Source organism: Streptomyces dysideae (genome assembly GCF_001514305.1).
Taxonomy (GTDB): Bacteria; Actinomycetota; Actinomycetes; order Streptomycetales; family Streptomycetaceae; genus Streptomyces; species Streptomyces dysideae.
Genome location: NZ_KQ949112.1, coordinates 74,676 through 90,830, shown reverse-complemented (window position 1 = coordinate 90,830; position 16,155 = coordinate 74,676). Strand labels below are relative to the sequence as shown.

The following is a 16,155-nucleotide window of genomic DNA, read 5'->3' as shown; positions in this document are numbered from 1 at the left end:
GAGTGCGTATCCGACAGCCGAAGCAGGAGTACTCAATGGCTCGTATGACCGCTGCCCGCGCGGCAGTCGAGATCCTCAGGCGCGAGGGCGTCAGCAACGCGTTCGGAGTCCCGGGCGCGGCGATCAACCCCTTCTACGCGGCGCTCAAGGCCTCCGGCGGCATTCAGCACACCCTCGCCCGCCATGTGGAGGGCGCCTCGCACATGGCCGAGGGCTACACCCGCACCCACCCGGGCAACATCGGCGTCTGCGTCGGCACCTCAGGACCGGCCGGCACCGACATGATCACCGGCCTGTACTCGGCCATCGGCGACTCGATCCCGATCCTGTGCGTCACCGGGCAGGCCCCGACCGCCGTGATCCACAAAGAGGACTTCCAGGCCGTCGACATCGCCTCCATCGCCGAGCCGGTCACGAAGATGGCGGTGACCGTGCTGGAGGCCGCGCAGGTTCCCGGGGTCTTCCAGCAGGCCTTCCATCTGATGCGTTCCGGGCGTCCCGGTCCGGTCCTCATCGACCTGCCGGTCGACGTCCAGCTGACCGAGATCGAGTTCGACCCGGAGACGTACGAGCCGCTCCCGGTCTACAAGCCCGCCGCGAGCCACGCCCAGATCGAGAAGGCGATCGGGATGCTGAACGCCGCCGAGCGGCCGCTGATCGTCGCCGGCGGCGGTGTCATCAACGCCGACGCCGCCGAACTCCTCGTCGAGTTCGCCGAGTTGACGGGCACTCCGGTCGTCCCCACCCTCATGGGCTGGGGCGTGCTGCCCGACGACCACGACCTCAACGCCGGCATGGTCGGCCTCCAGACCTCGCACCGCTACGGCAACGCGACCTTCCTGGAGTCCGACTTCGTCCTCGGCATCGGCAACCGCTGGGCCAACCGCCACACCGGCAAGCTGGACGTCTACACGGCCGGCCGGAAGTTCGTCCACGTCGACGTCGAGCCCACCCAGATCGGCAGGATCTTCGCCCCGGACTACGGCATCGCCTCCGACGCCAAGGCCGCGCTGGAGCTGTTCGTCGAGGTGGCACGGGAGTTGAAGGGGGCGGGCAAACTGCCCGACCGCTCCGCCTGGGCCGCCGCCGCGCAGGAGAAGAAGGCCACACTCCAGCGCCGTACGCACTTCGACGACATCCCGATCAAGCCGCAGCGCGTCTACGAGGAGATGAACAAGGCCTTCGGACCGGAGACCCGGTACGTCACCACCATCGGCCTCTCGCAGATCGCGGGCGCCCAGATGCTGCACGTCTACCGGCCCCGCCACTGGATCAACTGCGGCCAGGCCGGCCCCCTCGGCTGGACCGTCCCGGCCGCACTGGGCGTGGCGAAGGCCGACCCGGAGGCGTCCGTGGTCGCGCTCTCCGGCGACTACGACTTCCAGTTCATGATCGAGGAACTGGCCGTCGGGGCGCAGCACAAGATCCCGTACGTCCATGTTCTCGTCAACAACGCCTACCTGGGCCTGATCCGCCAGGCGCAGCGGGCGTTCGACATCGACTTCCAGGTCAAGCTGGAGTTCGAGAACATCAACTCGCCCGAGCTGGGCGTCTACGGCGTCGACCACGTCAAGGTCGCCGAGGGCCTCGGCTGCAAGGCGATCCGGGTGACCGACCCGAACGAGCTGGGCGCGGCCCTCGAGCAGGCCAAGAAGCTCGCCGCCGAGCACCAGGTGCCCGTCGTCGTCGAGGCGATCCTGGAGCGCGTCACCAACATCTCCATGTCGACCACCAACGACATCAGCAACGTCGTCGAGTTCGAGGAGATCGCGACCGAGCCCGGCCATGCGCCGACCTCGGTCAAGACGCTGAAGGTCTGACAGGGCGCAGCGATCACGGTCTGAGTGAGGGGCGGGTCCGTCCGGGGGACGGGCCGCCCCTTCTGGAGTCCTCGTGCGCTCAGTCCGCGGGCCCGCCCCCGCTGCACGCGTACGCCCCGCCTCCGCCGCCGCCCCAGGAGTGCGGGAAGAGTCCGTCGTCCGCCACCTTGGCCCGGCCGGTCAGCCCGGCCCGCATGGCGAAGCGCGCCGCGAGGAGGCGCAGCGCCGGATCGCCGTGGAGGGCCACCGCGAGCAGCATGTCGTCCTGCGGTACGCCCTTCCGCCGGGTCGGCAGGGGATGGGCGGCGCGCAGCGCCTGGAGGGCGCTCCGGGCGGCGCGGGTCCGTCCCGGCGGCAGGGCGCGCAGGAACCCCGCGTCCCTGAGCTCGCTCCGCAGCTCGGCGAGCGCCTGCCGCACACCGGGCCGTTTCAGCAACTCGGCCAGGCCCGCGGGCTGGTGCAGCGTCCCGTGCACGGCCGTCATCAGAGGCGGCAGGGCCGGCCCGGCGTCGTCTGCGGACACCCCCGTCGTCCGCATCGTCCCGGGCCGGCCCGCGTCCACGGCGCCCCGCAGATGCAGGGCGAGCGCGGTCACCGTGAGCGCGGCGCGCGAGCCGCCCCGCAGCAACGCGATCTCGTGCGGCGCCAACCGGACCGTCGTACCGCCGCTCATCGCATCCCCCTCGAACAGGGGCCCGCCGCCCCCGTGCCGGCGGGCCCCGTGTGACCGAGAATGTGCCCTGCCACGGGGTGGGTTGAAGCCCCTGGCGCCGTGTTCAGAGCTTGATTTGAGGGTTGCGTAGCCCGGGTACGCACCGCGGCGTACATGGCCGGGACATGGCCGGCCTCACTGCTCGTGGTGCTCCGACAGCCCGGGCCAGTCGTCCGGCCCGCCACCCTGCCACTCGATGAGATCGCTCTCGGCCACGTCGGTCACGTACAGGTCGGCCAGCCGCAGGATCTCGCTGACGTCGTCGGCGTGCGAGGCGATCCCCAGCGTCTCGTCGCCCGAGGTGACCCGCCGGGAGCCGTCCAGGGCCGGGGCGTGCACCACGATGTGCGGATGCTCGATGGGATGTGCCATGCCTTCAGGCTCCTGCGGACGGGGCCGTTCCGCACCCCGGAGACGCCGGAGAGCGCCGGATACGGGACCGTCCGTATCCGGCGCTCGCTCTCTTGAACGGGTGCTCGGGAGATGTCGGGACCGCGGCGGCCGCGATGGAGTCCGGGATGCCCTTCCTTCGGGTCAAGAAGTCAAGAAGGGGATCCCGGGTCCTTCACCACCGCACTGGCTCGCACGCCGCCGCGGTCCACACCCTGCCCGCGCCCCGACCGAAGCCGGTGACGTCGTCGGTCACCTCGAGGAAGCCGGCGTGGTCGCGCCGTCAGCAGTTTGTTGAAGTGGATTCCGGGCGGCGCCGGCGCCTGGGCGCGACAGGACAGATGTCAGCGCCGACGCCGCCCGGAGGCTTTGGGGGCCCGGATCAGACCTGGGTGCCGGAGAGGCGCTCGACGGCCCGCAGCAGGGCCGAGTGGTCCAGGCCGCCGTCGCCCTGCGTACGCAGGCTTGCGACCAGCTGGGCGACCACGGCCCCGACCGGCAGGGCGGCACCGACGTTGCGGGCGGCGTCCGTGACGATGCCCATGTCCTTGTGGTGCAGGTCGATCCGGAAACCCGGCTTGAAGTCGCGGTTCAGGAAGTTGTCCTTCTTGCGCGTCAGCACGGTCGAGCCCGCCAGGCCGCCGTTCAGGACGTCCAGCGCCGCCTTCAGGTCCACGCCGGACTTATCCAGGAAGACCACGGCCTCGGCGCACGCCTGGATGTTCACGGCGACGATCAGCTGGTTGGCGGCCTTCACGGTCTGACCCGAGCCATGCGGACCGCACAGCACGATGGTCCTGCCCAGCGCCTCGAAGATCGGCTTCGCGATGTCGAAGTCCGCCTGCTCGCCGCCGACCATGATCGACAGCACGGCCTCGACGGCACCGGCCTCACCGCCGGACACGGGAGCGTCGAGGACACGGATGCCCTTGTCCTTGGCGGCCTTCGCGAGGTCGACCGAGGTCTGCGGGGTGATGGACGACATGTCGATCAGCAGGGCGCCGGACCCGGCGTTCTCCAGGATGCCGTCCGGGCCGTACGCGATGGCCTCGACCTGCGGGGAGGCGGGCACCATCGTGATGACGACGTCGGCGTCCTTGACGGCCTCGGCGATCGAACCGGCGGCCGTGCCCCCGGCGGCGGCCAGGCGGTCCAGCTTGTCCTGCTCCAGGGTGAAGCCGGTGACGTCGTAACCCGCCTTGATGAGGTTCTCGGACATGGGGGAGCCCATGATGCCGAGGCCGATCCAGGCAATCGCCGGGCGGGCCGGGTGGGAAGAAGCTGCGAGTGCGTTGCTCATAAGTGGGCGCCTCTCAGTGCGGGGGATCAGTGGGAAAGCCAGTCGAAGGCCTCGGCGCTCGGGCGGTCGCCCGGCTTGTACTCGAGGCCGACCCAGCCGTCGTAACCCGCCTTCTTCAGCTGGTCGAGGAGGTCCTCCAGCGGCAGCGATCCCGTGCCCGGGGCGCCGCGGCCGGGGCTGTCGGCGATCTGGACGTGGCCGGTCCTCGACGCGTACCGCTCGATCACCGACGGCAGGTCCTCGCCGTTCATGGACAGGTGGTAGAGGTCCATGAGGAAGCGCGCGTTGCCGAGGCCGGTGGCCTCGTTGACCTTGTCGACGAGGCCGACGCCGGCCGGGGCGGTCACCAGCGGGTAGCGCGGCGACTCCGGCTGGTTGAGCGTCTCGATCAGCAGGATCGCGCCGATCCCGTCGGCCGCCCGGGCCGCGAGAACGAGGTTCTCCAGCGCGAGCGCGTCCTGCTCGGCCGGGTCCACGCCCTCGACGCGGTTGCCGTACAGGGCGTTGAGCGCCGTACAGCCCAGGGAGGCGGCGAAGTCGGCGGCCACGTCGATGTTGGCGCGGAACTTCTCCGACTCCGTGCCCGGGATCGACAGGGCGCCGCGGTCCGGGCCGGGCAGCTGTCCGGCATAGAAGTTCAGGCCGGTGAGCTGGACGCCCGCGTCCTCGATCGCCTTCTTCAGGGCGTCGAGCTCGGACTGCTCGGGGGTGGGGGAGTCGACCCAGGGCCACCACAGCTCGACCGCGGTGAAGCCGGCCGCGGCGGCGGCCGCGGGGCGCTCCAGGAGCGGGAGTTCCGTGAAGAGGATCGACAGGTTGACGTTGAAGCGCTGCTCTGCGAATCCCATCTGAGTCGGCGCTCCCTCCCGTGTTGAAATTCCGTATGGCGGAAGTTTGTTTCTGCGTAATGGAAGATTGCCTGTGGTTGTGGACGGCTGTCAAGAGCGCGCGCACGAAAATGCCCCCGCGCGGGATGCGCGGGGGCAGGTCCGAAAGGGCTGATCACAGGGCGTCGACGGCACTCACCTTCCATCCCTCTGACGTGCGGCTCATCGTCATCCGCACCCGGTTCAGATCCAGGCGGGACCCCGAGACCTGGGTGCTCTGCGTGACCTGGTTGACGAAGAGCAGGACCACGACCTTCTCCGGAGCGGCCGACACGACGGAGGCCGTGGCGACCGTCGCCTTCACCACCCCGTGGTACTTCTCGGCGGTCGGCGCGACCACGGCCGTCGTGGTCTTGCGGTACTCGTCGCGGAAGCCGCCGGTCAGATGGGTACGGGCCCGGGTGAAATCGCGGTCCAGGTGCTGGTAGTCGTACGACAGCACGACGGGCGCCGCCTGCCGGGCGGCGGTGAGCGCCTCGCCCCGGGCGTCCTGGGTCCGCCGCGCCTCCCGGTACTGCCACCCCAGAACCGCGACCGCGACCAGGCCCGCCACGAGCAGGAGGGCCAGGACCGCCGTGAGCAGCCGTCGTCGGCGCGGCTCCTCGGACGCGTCTGCCTCGAAGGCCTCTGGTGTCGGCTCGGGCGGGTCGTCCCAGCCGTCCTTCGGGGCCTCGACGAGCACGGTGCGTCCGGCGAGCGGCGCCTCTTCGTCGGTGGCCGGGCCGGGGGCGTGCTGGCCGCGCTCCGCGCGCTTGGCCGCGGCCCGGGCGGCCGCGGTCATGGTGCGCCCGCGGGCTTGCGTCGTCGTCGTCTTCGTCTTCGGCACGGTCGTACTCCTCACTGGGCGGCGGGGCCGGTCAGCCGACGAACTCGACGTCGGAGGTCAGCCAGCGGCCGTCCCGGTGCACGAGGTCGAGCTGCAGCCGGTAGGTGCGCGCCGCCCCCTCGGGCACGGCGGTGTTGGTCACCTTGCTGTCGGCGACCACCAGGACGCGGGCCGAGTCCGCGTCGGAGCGCACGATGCCCGCCTCGAGGACCTGGCCGTCGGACACGGACTTGTTCTCGGCGACGAGCCTGGTCAGCTCCTTGGTCTGGGCGGCGAACTGCTTCTTGAAATCGCCGGTGGCGCCTTGGAGCACATGCGCGCTGTCCCGGTCGTAGTGCCGGTAGTCGAGCGAGGTGAAGTTGAGCGCGGACTGGCGGGCCGCGGCGAGGATGTCCTGGCGCCGCTGCTCCGCCTCGCGCCCTTCGTAGAGCCCGAGGCTCAGCCAGACCGACAGCGCGGTGGTGAGCACGGTCGCCACCACCAGCCCCACCGACCAGGCCCTGCCTGACCGGGTCCCACCCGACAGGGCCCTGTGCACGGCCCTTCTCATGCCATCGGTCCGACGAGCAGCCATTGCCACGACTCCTTTCCGAATACGGCCTGTTGGCCGCCCGTCGAGCCGAACTCGACCGGTGTTCCGTCCGGGCCGGTGGCGGCACCGGTCTCCGGGTCGTACGGCGTCACGAACGCCGCCTGATTCGCGCCGCCGGAACCGGCCGACGCGCCGGGGGCGTTCTGCGCGCCCCGCACCGACGTCTCACTGCCGCGCGGCGCCGTGCAGCGCGCGTCGGTGTTCGCCTCCCGCGTGCTGGTGTCGGCGGGGTCGCGCCGTGCCGTGCCGTAGCCCTGGGTGCAGGCAGGCGGGTCGTCGGCGTTCACCACCAGGCCGAAGTGGGTGGTGCCGTCGCCGGGGACGACGGTGTAGCTGCCCGCGACCATCAGCGGGAAGGTGACCAGCGCCTGTTCCACGCCGGGCAGCCGGGCGACCATGACCTGGCCGCCGCTGATCAGGTTGGCCAGCAGGACCGACAGCCGCGGCGAGATGGACTTCAGGAGGGAGTTGAGCTCCTGCGAGGCCGGCCGGGCGTTGCCGATCAGCTTGCGCAGGTCCGCGTCGCTCGACTTCAACTGCTCGGTGAGCGCCGCCAGATCGCGGGCGAACGACTTGATGGACGAGCCCTGGTCGGCCTGCGTCTTGAGGACCTTCCGCGAGTCCTCGATCAGCGAGATCGTCTCGGGCAGCGACTCGGACGCCGACTCCACCAGCGCGTTGCCCGAGTCCACCAGGCGGCTGAGGTGCGGCCCGGTGCCGGCGAACGCCTCGCCCAACTCGTCGACGGTGACCCGCAGATCGTCCTTGCCGACCGAGTTCACCAGCCGGTCCAGGCCGAGGACGAGGTCCGTCACGGGCAGCGGCACCCGGGTGCTCTCGCGCGGGATGCCGCTGCCGTCGAGGAGATACGGCCCGCCGGCCGTGCGCGGCTGCAGGTCGACGTACTGCTCACCCACCGCCGAACGGTTCGCGACCACCGCGAGGGTGTCCGCGGGGATGCGCGGCGCCTCGTCGTCGATGTCGAGGGCGACCGAGACACCGCCGGACCCGGTCAGCGACAGCGCGCCGACGCGGCCCACCGGCACCCCGCGATAGGTGACCTCGGCGCCGGGGAAGATGCCCCCGGAGTCGGCGAAGTCCGCCCGCACGGTGTAGCCGCGGTCCAGGAGGCCGTCCACCAGGCCGGTGTACTCGGCGCCGACGTACGACACCCCGACGGCGGTGACGGTGGCGAAGGCGAGCAGTTGGGTCTTGACCGTACGGGTGATCACGGCTGAACCCCCTTCAGCATCAGCTCGGCGAGTGCGAGGTCGATGCCCTCGGGCAGGCCACCGCCCGCGGTGGAGTAGCTACTGCTGCACACCGGCGGACACAGCAGGTCGCCGCCGGAAGGAGCGGACGGCACGCCGGGCGTGCTCGGCAGCGCGGTGGGCGTCGGGACGGCCGGCGGGTCCGGGAGGTCCGGCAGATCGGGTACGCCGGGTACATCGGGGACATCGGGCTCCTGGGGGTTCCCGTCGCCCTCGCCCGGGTCGCCGGGCTCGTCCGTCAGGTTGCCGTAGAGGCCGGCCAGGTCGAGGTCGGCGGTGAGGTGGAGGTTGACGTAGTCGCCCTTGATCGCGTCCACCACGTTGCGCGGGAACGGGTAAGTGGTGAGCAGTTCGAGGGAGTTGGGCAGGTCGGCGCCCGCGGCGTTCAGCTGCCGAAGGATCGGCCTGAGCTGCTTCAGGATCGCGACCGTGTCGTCGTGGGAGGCGTTGATCACCTTGGTGCCGGTCTTGCCGAGCTTCGACAGGGCGGTGAGCATCCTCGTCAGATCGCGCCGCTGGTCGGCGAGCACCTTCAGCGCCGGCGGCATCGTGTCGACGGCCTCGGCGATCGCCTTCTGCTCCTTCCCGAGCCGCTTGGCCAGCCGGTCCACGGCCTTGAGGGCGCGGACGATGTCCGCGCGCTGGTCGTCCAGGCCGCCGAGGAAGGTGTCCAGTTCCCCGAGCAGGGACCGGACCCGGTTCTCCCGGCCGTCCAGGGCCTTGTTCAGCTCCACGGTGATCGTCTTGAGCTGGGCCACCCCGCCGCCGTTGAGCAGCGCGGACAGGGCGGACAGCACCTCCTCGATCTCCGGGTTGCGGCCGCTGCGGGACAGCGGGATGCGGTCGCCGTCGCCGAGCCGGCCCACGGGCGCGGTCCCGGTCGGCGCGGCGAGCGCCACGTACTTCTCGCCGAGCACGCTGGTCTGCCGCAGTTCGGCGACCGCGTTGGCGGGCAGCTTCACCGAGTCGGCGATCCGGAGGCGTACGCGCGCGTGCCAGCCCTCCAGCTCCACCTTCTCGACCGCTCCCACGGTGACGTTGTTGACCTTCACCGCCGACTGCGGCACCAGGTCGAGGACGTCCCGGAACTCGACGGTGACGTGGTAGGCGTGGCCGTCCGCGGCGGCACCGCCGGGCAGCCGGACGTCGTACCAGCCGTTGAACCCGCAGCCCGACAGCAGCAGCGAACCGGCGGCCGCCCAGGCGACGGCCCCGCCCTTGCGTCCCGCGCTCATGCGCTCGCCCCCAGGATGCCGCCGAGGGTCCGGTCCACCGTGCCGGTGACGGCCGGGCCCCGCGGCACCTCGGGCAGGGAGTCGAAGAGTTCCCTCAGCTCCTGGCAGTCGGGGTTCTTGCCGCCCTCGTCGCCGGTCGTCCGCAGCATGGAACACAGCAGCGACGCCGGATCCTGCGGCTGGTTGGGGTTGTTGCGGGTGTCGAGGGTGCCCGCGGACGGGTTGTAGGCGTTGTTCAGGTTCGACATGCCCGTGGGCGCGACCTCCAACAGCTCCTCCAGCGCGGCCCGTTGGGTGACGAGCACCTTGGTCACCTTGCTCAGGCCTTTCACGTTCGAGGTCAGCGACTTCTTGTTGTTCTTCACGAAGGCGGACACGTCGCCCAGCGCCGTCCCCAGGTTCTTCAGCGCGGCCGCGAGGTCCTTGCGTTCGCCCGCGAGCTGCTCGGCGACCTCGGCGAGGCTGGTGTTGAACGACCGCACGCTCTTGTCGTCGGCGGCCAGCGCCGCCGTGAACACCTGAAGGTTCCGGACCGTGCCGAACAGGTCGGTGCGGCCGTCGGACAGCGTGCTGACCGCCGCCGAGAGGTCCTCGACCGTCTGGTTGAGCTGCTCGCCCTGGCCGTCGAGGTTGTCGGCGCTCACCCCGAGCAGCCGCGACAGCGAGCCGTCCTTGTTGGCGCCGTCGGGGCCGAGGGCCTCGGCCGTGGTGTGCAGGCTGTCGAAGACCCGGTCCAGCTCGACCGGTACGGCCGTCCGCGCCTCGGGGATGACGTCCCCGTCCCGCATCGCCGGACCCGTCCGGTACACCGGCAGCAGCTGCACGTAACGGTCGCTGACCACCGAGGAGTTGATGATCGCGGCCTGCGCGTCCGCCGGTACCCTGCGGCCCGCGTCGTACTCCAGCTCGACCCGCACCCGGCCGCCCTCCGGCGTGATCCCCCTGACCTCGCCGATCCGGACGCCGAGGACACGGACGTCCGAGCCGGGGTAGATGCCGACCGTGCGCGGGAAGTAGGCGGTCACCTGGACCTTGTCGGGCCCCGGCCAGAGCACGGATGCGACGACGGCGACGACGGCCAGTGCCGTGAGCAGGGCCAGAGGCCGCTTGAAACGCTTGATCACTGTCCGCCTCCCGTGCGCGGCACCACCGGAGCGGCGACCATGTTCTGGACGTAGGAGTCGAACCAGCGCCCGTTGCCGAGGGTGTTGGTGAAGACCCGGACATAGGGCGCGAGCAGCCGCACACTCCGGTCGAGGCTCGCCTGATTCCGTTCGAGCATGTCCACCACGCGGTTGAGGCTCTTGAGCGCGGGCCCGATCTCCTTCTCGTTGTCCTCGACCAGGCCGGAGAGCTCGATGCCGAGCGCGGCGGAGCCCTTCAGCAGCTTGTGGATCGCCTCGCGCCGCTTGCTGATCTCCTTGAACAGCGCGTCGCCGTCCTTGACCAGCGCGGTGAAGTCCGAGGAACGCTCCGCCAGCACGCCCGTGACGCCGTTGGCGTGGTCGAGCAGCTCCCGCAGTGCCTTGTCGCGTGAGGCGACCGTCCGGGAGATCCTCGACAGGCCCTTGATGGACGCCCGTACCTCGGCGGGGGAGTCCTCGAAGGTGGTGGAGATGGTGTCCAGCGCCGTCGCCAGCCGGTCGGTGTCGACCTCCTCCGACGTGGTCGTCAGATCGCTGAACGCCTGCACGACGTCGTACGCCGGAACCGTCCGCCCGAGCGGGATCTCACTGCCGGGCCTCAACTGCCCCCGCCCCTTGGGGTGCAGGGCGAGGTACTTCGCACCGAGGACCGTCTTGACTCGGATCGACGCGCCGGTGTCGGTGCCGAACCCGGGCTCGCCCTTGATCTTGAAGGTGACCTTGACGTGGTCGCCGTCGAGGTCGACGTCCTCGACCTTGCCGACCTTGACCCCGGCGATCCGCACCTCGTCGCCGGGCTTCAGTCCGCCCGCCTCCGAGAAGGCCGCGCTGTACGTGTCGCCGCCGCCGATCACCGGCAGGCTGTCGGCGTTGAACGCGGCCACCGTCAGCAGCGCCAGGGTGGTGAGGCCGACGGCGCCGATGACGACGGGGTTGCTCCCCCACTGCCCGAAAGGCATGGGAGGTGCCCCCACCCGGAAGGGGCCCAGGCGTGGGCGGCGGATCCGCAGGCGGGGGAGCCGTATCATGCGCCGCACCTCGCCCTCGCCACGTGCAGCTCGGGAGTGAGCACCTGCTTCGTCTTCGGCAGCACGATCCGGCCGTCGAAGTCGCAGAGGTAGAAGTTGAACCACGAGCCGTAGGACGCCGTCCCCGTCAGCTCGTTGAGCTTGTTCGGCAGCCTCTTCAGCACGCCCTCCACGGTCTCCTCGTTGTCGTTCAGCGTTCCGGTGAGCTCGGTCAGCTCGGCGATGTCGTCCTTCAGCGGCGGACGGGCGTCCGTCAGCAGCCCCGAGGTGGCCTCCGTCAGATCGCCGATGCTCACCAGCGACTCCCCGATGGGCTTGCGGTCGGCGGACAGCCCCGAGATCACCTGGCGCAGCTGCTTGAGCAGCCCGGAGAAGCGGCCACCGCGCTGATCGAGGGTCTCCAGCACGGTGTTGAGGTTGTCGATCACCGAGCCGATCAGCTGATCCCGCCCGGCCAGCGTCGTGGTGAGCGACGCCGTGTGCGCGAGCAGGCTGTTGACGGTGCCGCCCTCGCCCTGGAGCGTCTTGATGATCTCGGTGGCCAACTGGTTGACGTCCTTGGGGCTGAGCGCGGCGAACAGCGGTTTGAAGCCGTTCAGCAGCGCGTTGAGGTCAAGGGCCGGCTGGGTGCGGGACAGCGGGATGGTGGCGCCGGGCCGCATCCGGGTGCCGTCGCCCGTGCCCTCGGTGAGCGCGACGTACCGCTGCCCGACGAGGTTGCGGTAGCGGATGACCGCGCCGGTGCCGGTGAGCAGCGGCCGCTCCGCGCTCACCGTGAAGGTGATCTCGGCCAGGGTCCGGTCCTTGATCCGGATGCCCTCGACCTCGCCGACCCGCACCCCGGCGACCCGGATGTCGTCGCCCTCCTCCAGCCCGGTGACGTCGCTGAACACGGCGCGGTAGGTGCGCTCGGGAGTGAAGGAGATGTTGACGATGGTGGCGGCGAGCAGGGCCGTCGCCAGGATCGTCACCAGCGCGAAGAGACTGAACTTGATCAGCGGGGCGGCGGTCTGCCGGGCTCCTGCGGTCCTCATGCGACGCTCACCGCCGTCCCGCGCGCCATCGGCCCGAACAGCAGGGTCGCGACCGGCGGCACCTCGTCGGCGGGCACACCGAGGACGGGCGCCACCAGCGAACCGACGGCGCGCTGCTCGGCCCGGGTGGCGGAGACGCCGGACGAACCGGACGAACTCCCGTTCTTCGAACCGTCGTTGAGGTGAGCGCCGGGTGCCGGCACCGGCGGGTTCGGCAGGGCACGGCAGTTGGGCCCCGACCGCTCCCGGTAGCGGGGTTCCTCACCGGGCTCGTACGCCCCCTGCTGGCGTACCACTTCGAGCGTGATGTGCATCTTGCCGCCCCGGAACGCCGCCTCGGACGCCTTCTCCTGCCGGACCAGACCGGCGAAGAGGCACGGGTACTCGGGCGAGTAGCGGGCGAAGAGGTCCAGCGTGGGGCGGGAGACCCGGCCGAGGGTGATCAGCCGGTCGCCGTTCACGTCGAGGAAGTCCTCCGCGGTGCCCGCGACGGTCGCCGTCGAGGTGAGCGCCGCCGCGAGCTGTTCCTTCCGCTCGACGATCGTGCGGCTGGTGGTGACGGTGTTGCGCAGGATCTCCAGCAGGTCGGGCGCCGCGTCGCCGTACACCTCGGCGACGTCGGCGAAGCGGGCGATGTCCTCCTTGAGGGACGGCAGATGCGGATTGAGCCGGCGCAGATAGGCCTCCAGGCGCGTGAGGTTGTCGCCGATCCGGTCGCCGCGCCCTTCGAGGGCGGTGGCGAACGCGGAGAGCGTGGCGTTGAGCTTGCCGGGCTGGACGGTGCGCAGCAGCGGCAGCAGGTCGTTCATCAGCTGCTGGAGCTCGATGCCGACGCGGGTGCGGTCCTGGGTGATGACGTCCCCGGCGCGTATGGGCCGAGCCGAAGAGTGCGCCGGCGGGACCAGGTCGACGTACTTCTCGCCGAACAGGGTCTTGGGCAGCAGGCGGGCGTGCACGTCGGAGGGGATGTACGCCACGTGCTCCGGCTTGAGCGCGATGTCGAGCGTCGCCTTCGTCCCGTCGGCGCGCACCTCACGCACCTCGCCGACCAGCAGCCCGCGCAGCTTGACGTCGGCCCGTGGATCGAGCTGGTTGCCGAGGCTGCCGGCCTCCAGCGTGATCCGTACGACCGGCGTGAACACCTGCCGGTAGACGGCGACGGACAGGGACAGCAGCAGCGCGAGCACGGCGATGAAGACGACGCCGTACAACCGCAGTCTCAGCACTCTCACCCGGCTCACCCCGCTATCCGTACGGTCGTGTTGGCGCCCCAGATCGCGAGCGACAGAAAGAAGTCGAGGACGTTGATCGCCACGATCGAGGTCCGCACCGCGCGCCCCACCGCGACGCCGACGCCTGCCGGGCCGCCGCTCGCGTAGTAGCCGTAGAAGCAGTGCACCAGGATGATCAGCACGGCGAAGACGAGCACCTTGCCGAACGACCACAGCACGTCGACCGGCGGCAGGTACTGCGCGAAGTAGTGGTCGTAGGTGCCCGCGGACTGCCCGTAGTAGCCGGTGGTGATGGTGCGGGCGGCGAGGTAGGAGGACAGCAGCCCGACCACGTACAGAGGGACGACGGCGACGAAACCCGCGATCATCCTCGTCGTCACCAGGAACGGCAGCGAGGGCACGCCCATGACCTCGAGGGCGTCGGTCTCCTCGCTGATCCGCATCGCGCCGAGCTGCGCCGTGAACCCGGCGCCGACGGTCGCGGACAGCGCGAGCCCGGCCACCAGCGGGGCGATCTCACGGGTGTTGAAGTACGCCGACAGGAACGCCACGAAGTTGGAGGTGCCGAGCTGGTTGAGCGCGGCGTAGCCCTGGAGGCCGACCTCGGTGCCGGTGAAGAAGGACAGGAAGGCGATCACACCGACCGTGCCGCCGACGACGGCGAGCGCGCCGCGGCCGAAGCTCACCTCGGCGAGCAGCCGCAGGATCTCCTTCTTGTAGCGGCGCAGAGTGCGGGGCGTCCAGGCCAACGAGCGGCCGTAGAAGGCGAGTTGGGTGCCGAGCGCTTCGAGGGAGCGCAGGGGTCTTTCGAGCAGTCGCATCGGCTAACCCCTCTGGGGGACGACCTGGAAGTACACCGCGGTCATCACGAAGTTCGTCACGAACAGCAACATGAAGGTGATCACCACCGACTGGTTCACGGCGTCGCCCACGCCCTTCGGCCCGCCCTTCGCGGTCAGTCCCTTGTACGAGGCGACGATCCCGGCGATCGCGCCGAACACCAGTGCCTTGACCTCGGCCGCCCACAGGTCGGACAGCTGGGCGAGCGTGGTGAAGGAGGCGAGGTAGGCGCCCGGGGTGCCGTTCTGCAGGACGACGTTGAAGAAGTAGCCGCCGGCGACGCCGACCACCGACACCAGGCCGTTCAGCAGCACCGCCACCAGCATCGAAGCCAGCACGCGCGGGACGACGAGCCGATGGATGGGGTCGATGCCCAGGACCTGCATGGCGTCGATCTCCTCGCGGATCTTCCGCGCCCCGAGGTCCGCGCAGATCGCCGTACCGCCGGCGCCCGCGATCAGCAGCGCGGTGACGATGGGCGAGGCCTCCCGCAGCACGGCCAGCACCGAGGCGGCGCCGGAGAAGGACTGTGCGCCGAGCTGTCGCGTCAGGCTGCCGATCTGCAGTGCGATGACCGCCCCGAAGGGGATGGAGACGAGGGCCGTCGGCAGGATGGTCACGCTCGCGACGAACCAGGCCTGCTGGATGAACTCCCGTGCCTGGAACGGCCGTCGGGGGAAGGTCCGGACGACGTCCAGAGCCATGGCGAACAGGCTCCCGGAGTGCCGCAGCGCTCCGATGGGGGACAGGCTCATGCGTTCGCCCCGCTCTTCCGGTGCAGCTCGGCTTCGCGCCTCGCGATCGCCTCCCAGCGGGGCGACCGGGGGATGCCCGGCCCCGGCAGCAGGCGGGGCGTCAGCTCCTGAACGGGCGCCCTGTCGACGAGTTGGGCGAGCTCCTGCTCGACCTGCCCGGCGTCCTTCTCCTCCGCCATCCCGATCGGACCCTGCATCCGGCCGTTCAGGAACTGCCGCACCACCGGCTCCTCGCTGGTCAGCAGCTGCTCGCGGGGCCCGAACATGACCAGCTCACGGCGGAACAGCAGCCCGATGTTGTCCGGCACCTGGCGGGCCGAGGCGATGTCGTGCGTGACGATCAGGAAGGTCGCGTCGATCTGGGCGTTGAGGTCGACGATGAGCTGGTTGAGGTAGGCGACGCGTACGGGGTCGAGGCCGGAGTCGGGCTCATCGAAGAGGATGATCTCGGGGTCGAGGACCAGGGCCCGTGCCAGCCCCGCCCGCTTGCGCATCCCGCCCGAGATCTCCCCGGGCAGCTTCTCCTCGGCGCCGATCAGACCGACCAGGTCCATCTTCTCCAGCACGATGCGCCGGATCTCGCTCTCGGCCTTGCGGGTGTGCTCGCGCAACGGGAAGGCGATGTTGTCGTACAGATTCATCGAGCCGAACAGCGCGCCGTCCTGGAACAGCACGCCGAAGAGCTTCCGCACCTCGTACAGCTCGTGCTCACGCAGCTTGGTGATGTCCCGGCCCGCGACCTTCACCGACCCCCGCTCCGGCTTCAGCAGCCCGACGAGCGTCTTGAGGAACACCGACTTGCCCGTGCCCGAGGGGCCGAGCATGACCGAGACCTCCCCGGCGGGCAGCGTCAGCGAGACGTCCCGCCAGATGACCTGGTGACCGAAGGACTTGGTCAGCCCTTCCACACAGATCTCGACACCCATCCGGTTCACCCTTCAGCCCGTGGAGCAGCTCCGACATCTGCTCTACGGGGAGGGGCGGGGGGTCCGTCGCTGCGGACGCGGATTTTTTTCCGACGTGGCAGTGCGGGGATGCGGGGGAGCTGAGGGAGCTCCCGGCCGGGGGCCGTGGCTGGTGTCAGGGTG

The 16,155-nt window shown here is 70.5% G+C and carries 16 protein-coding genes; 1 reads left to right on the top strand and 15 read right to left on the bottom strand.

What is annotated here, in order from left to right; translation table 11 throughout:
* Positions 1–35: 35 nt before the first annotated feature.
* Complete coding sequence (gene gcl / locus AQJ91_RS39845; protein WP_067032212.1) at positions 36–1,820, top strand: glyoxylate carboligase; 1,785 nt, start codon at positions 36–38, stop codon at positions 1,818–1,820.
* A gap of 79 nt (positions 1,821–1,899) precedes the next feature.
* Here gcl and AQJ91_RS39840 read toward each other — a convergent pair whose 3' ends face one another.
* The 15 genes from AQJ91_RS39840 to AQJ91_RS39770 all read right to left on the bottom strand — a co-directional run bounded on the left by AQJ91_RS39840 (position 1,900) and on the right by AQJ91_RS39770 (position 15,993).
* The gene (locus AQJ91_RS39840; protein WP_067032209.1) at positions 1,900–2,493 is read right to left on the bottom strand and encodes a DUF2207 domain-containing protein; all 594 of its coding nucleotides are present in this window, start codon (positions 2,491–2,493) and stop codon (positions 1,900–1,902) included.
* A gap of 174 nt (positions 2,494–2,667) precedes the next feature.
* The gene (locus tag AQJ91_RS39835; RefSeq protein ID WP_067032206.1) at positions 2,668–2,904 is read right to left on the bottom strand and encodes a hypothetical protein; all 237 of its coding nucleotides are present in this window, start codon (positions 2,902–2,904) and stop codon (positions 2,668–2,670) included.
* A 400-nt stretch (positions 2,905–3,304) separates the two neighbouring features.
* A complete protein-coding gene (locus AQJ91_RS39830) occupies positions 3,305–4,222 on the bottom strand; it encodes a 2-hydroxy-3-oxopropionate reductase (RefSeq protein WP_067032203.1) in 918 nt (305 codons plus the stop codon).
* Positions 4,223–4,248: 26 nt separating this feature from the next.
* The gene (locus tag AQJ91_RS39825; protein ID WP_067032199.1) at positions 4,249–5,070 is read right to left on the bottom strand and encodes a TIM barrel protein; all 822 of its coding nucleotides are present in this window, start codon (positions 5,068–5,070) and stop codon (positions 4,249–4,251) included.
* Positions 5,071–5,224: 154 nt separating this feature from the next.
* Positions 5,225–5,890, bottom strand: coding sequence for a hypothetical protein (locus AQJ91_RS39820; protein WP_067032263.1), 666 nt, complete (start codon positions 5,888–5,890; stop codon positions 5,225–5,227).
* Between the two features lie 76 nt (positions 5,891–5,966).
* Positions 5,967–6,485, bottom strand: coding sequence for a hypothetical protein (locus tag AQJ91_RS39815; protein WP_067032196.1), 519 nt, complete (start codon positions 6,483–6,485; stop codon positions 5,967–5,969).
* The gene (locus AQJ91_RS39810; RefSeq protein WP_067032193.1) at positions 6,482–7,759 is read right to left on the bottom strand and encodes an MCE family protein; all 1,278 of its coding nucleotides are present in this window, start codon (positions 7,757–7,759) and stop codon (positions 6,482–6,484) included. The genes AQJ91_RS39815 and AQJ91_RS39810 overlap by 4 nt, the downstream gene beginning before the upstream one ends.
* Positions 7,756–9,033, bottom strand: a complete 1,278-nt coding sequence (locus tag AQJ91_RS39805) for an MCE family protein (protein ID WP_067032190.1) — start codon at positions 9,031–9,033, stop codon at positions 7,756–7,758. Before AQJ91_RS39805 ends, AQJ91_RS39810 begins: the two co-directional genes overlap by 4 nt.
* On the bottom strand, positions 9,030–10,154 hold the full coding sequence (locus AQJ91_RS39800) for an MCE family protein (RefSeq protein ID WP_407696994.1): 1,125 nt from the start codon (positions 10,152–10,154) through the stop codon (positions 9,030–9,032). Before AQJ91_RS39800 ends, AQJ91_RS39805 begins: the two co-directional genes overlap by 4 nt.
* Positions 10,154–11,206, bottom strand: coding sequence for an MCE family protein (locus tag AQJ91_RS39795; RefSeq protein ID WP_079085568.1), 1,053 nt, complete (start codon positions 11,204–11,206; stop codon positions 10,154–10,156). Before AQJ91_RS39795 ends, AQJ91_RS39800 begins: the two co-directional genes overlap by 1 nt.
* A complete protein-coding gene (locus AQJ91_RS39790) occupies positions 11,203–12,240 on the bottom strand; it encodes an MCE family protein (RefSeq protein WP_067032184.1) in 1,038 nt (345 codons plus the stop codon). The genes AQJ91_RS39795 and AQJ91_RS39790 overlap by 4 nt, the downstream gene beginning before the upstream one ends.
* Positions 12,237–13,472: an MCE family protein gene (locus AQJ91_RS39785; RefSeq protein ID WP_067032260.1), complete on the bottom strand. Its 1,236-nt coding sequence runs from the start codon at positions 13,470–13,472 to the stop codon at positions 12,237–12,239. Before AQJ91_RS39785 ends, AQJ91_RS39790 begins: the two co-directional genes overlap by 4 nt.
* 5 nt (positions 13,473–13,477) lie before the next feature.
* Positions 13,478–14,293 carry an MlaE family ABC transporter permease gene (locus tag AQJ91_RS39780; RefSeq protein ID WP_067032181.1) on the bottom strand — a complete coding sequence of 272 codons (816 nt, stop codon included), beginning with the start codon at positions 14,291–14,293 and terminating at the stop codon, positions 13,478–13,480.
* Between the two features lie 3 nt (positions 14,294–14,296).
* The gene (locus AQJ91_RS39775; protein ID WP_067032178.1) at positions 14,297–15,067 is read right to left on the bottom strand and encodes an MlaE family ABC transporter permease; all 771 of its coding nucleotides are present in this window, start codon (positions 15,065–15,067) and stop codon (positions 14,297–14,299) included.
* Positions 15,064–15,993 (bottom strand): ABC transporter ATP-binding protein, encoded by a 930-nt coding sequence (locus AQJ91_RS39770; protein ID WP_067032175.1) that lies wholly within the window; start codon positions 15,991–15,993, stop codon positions 15,064–15,066. The genes AQJ91_RS39775 and AQJ91_RS39770 overlap by 4 nt, the downstream gene beginning before the upstream one ends.
* Positions 15,994–16,155: the final 162 nt, after the last annotated feature.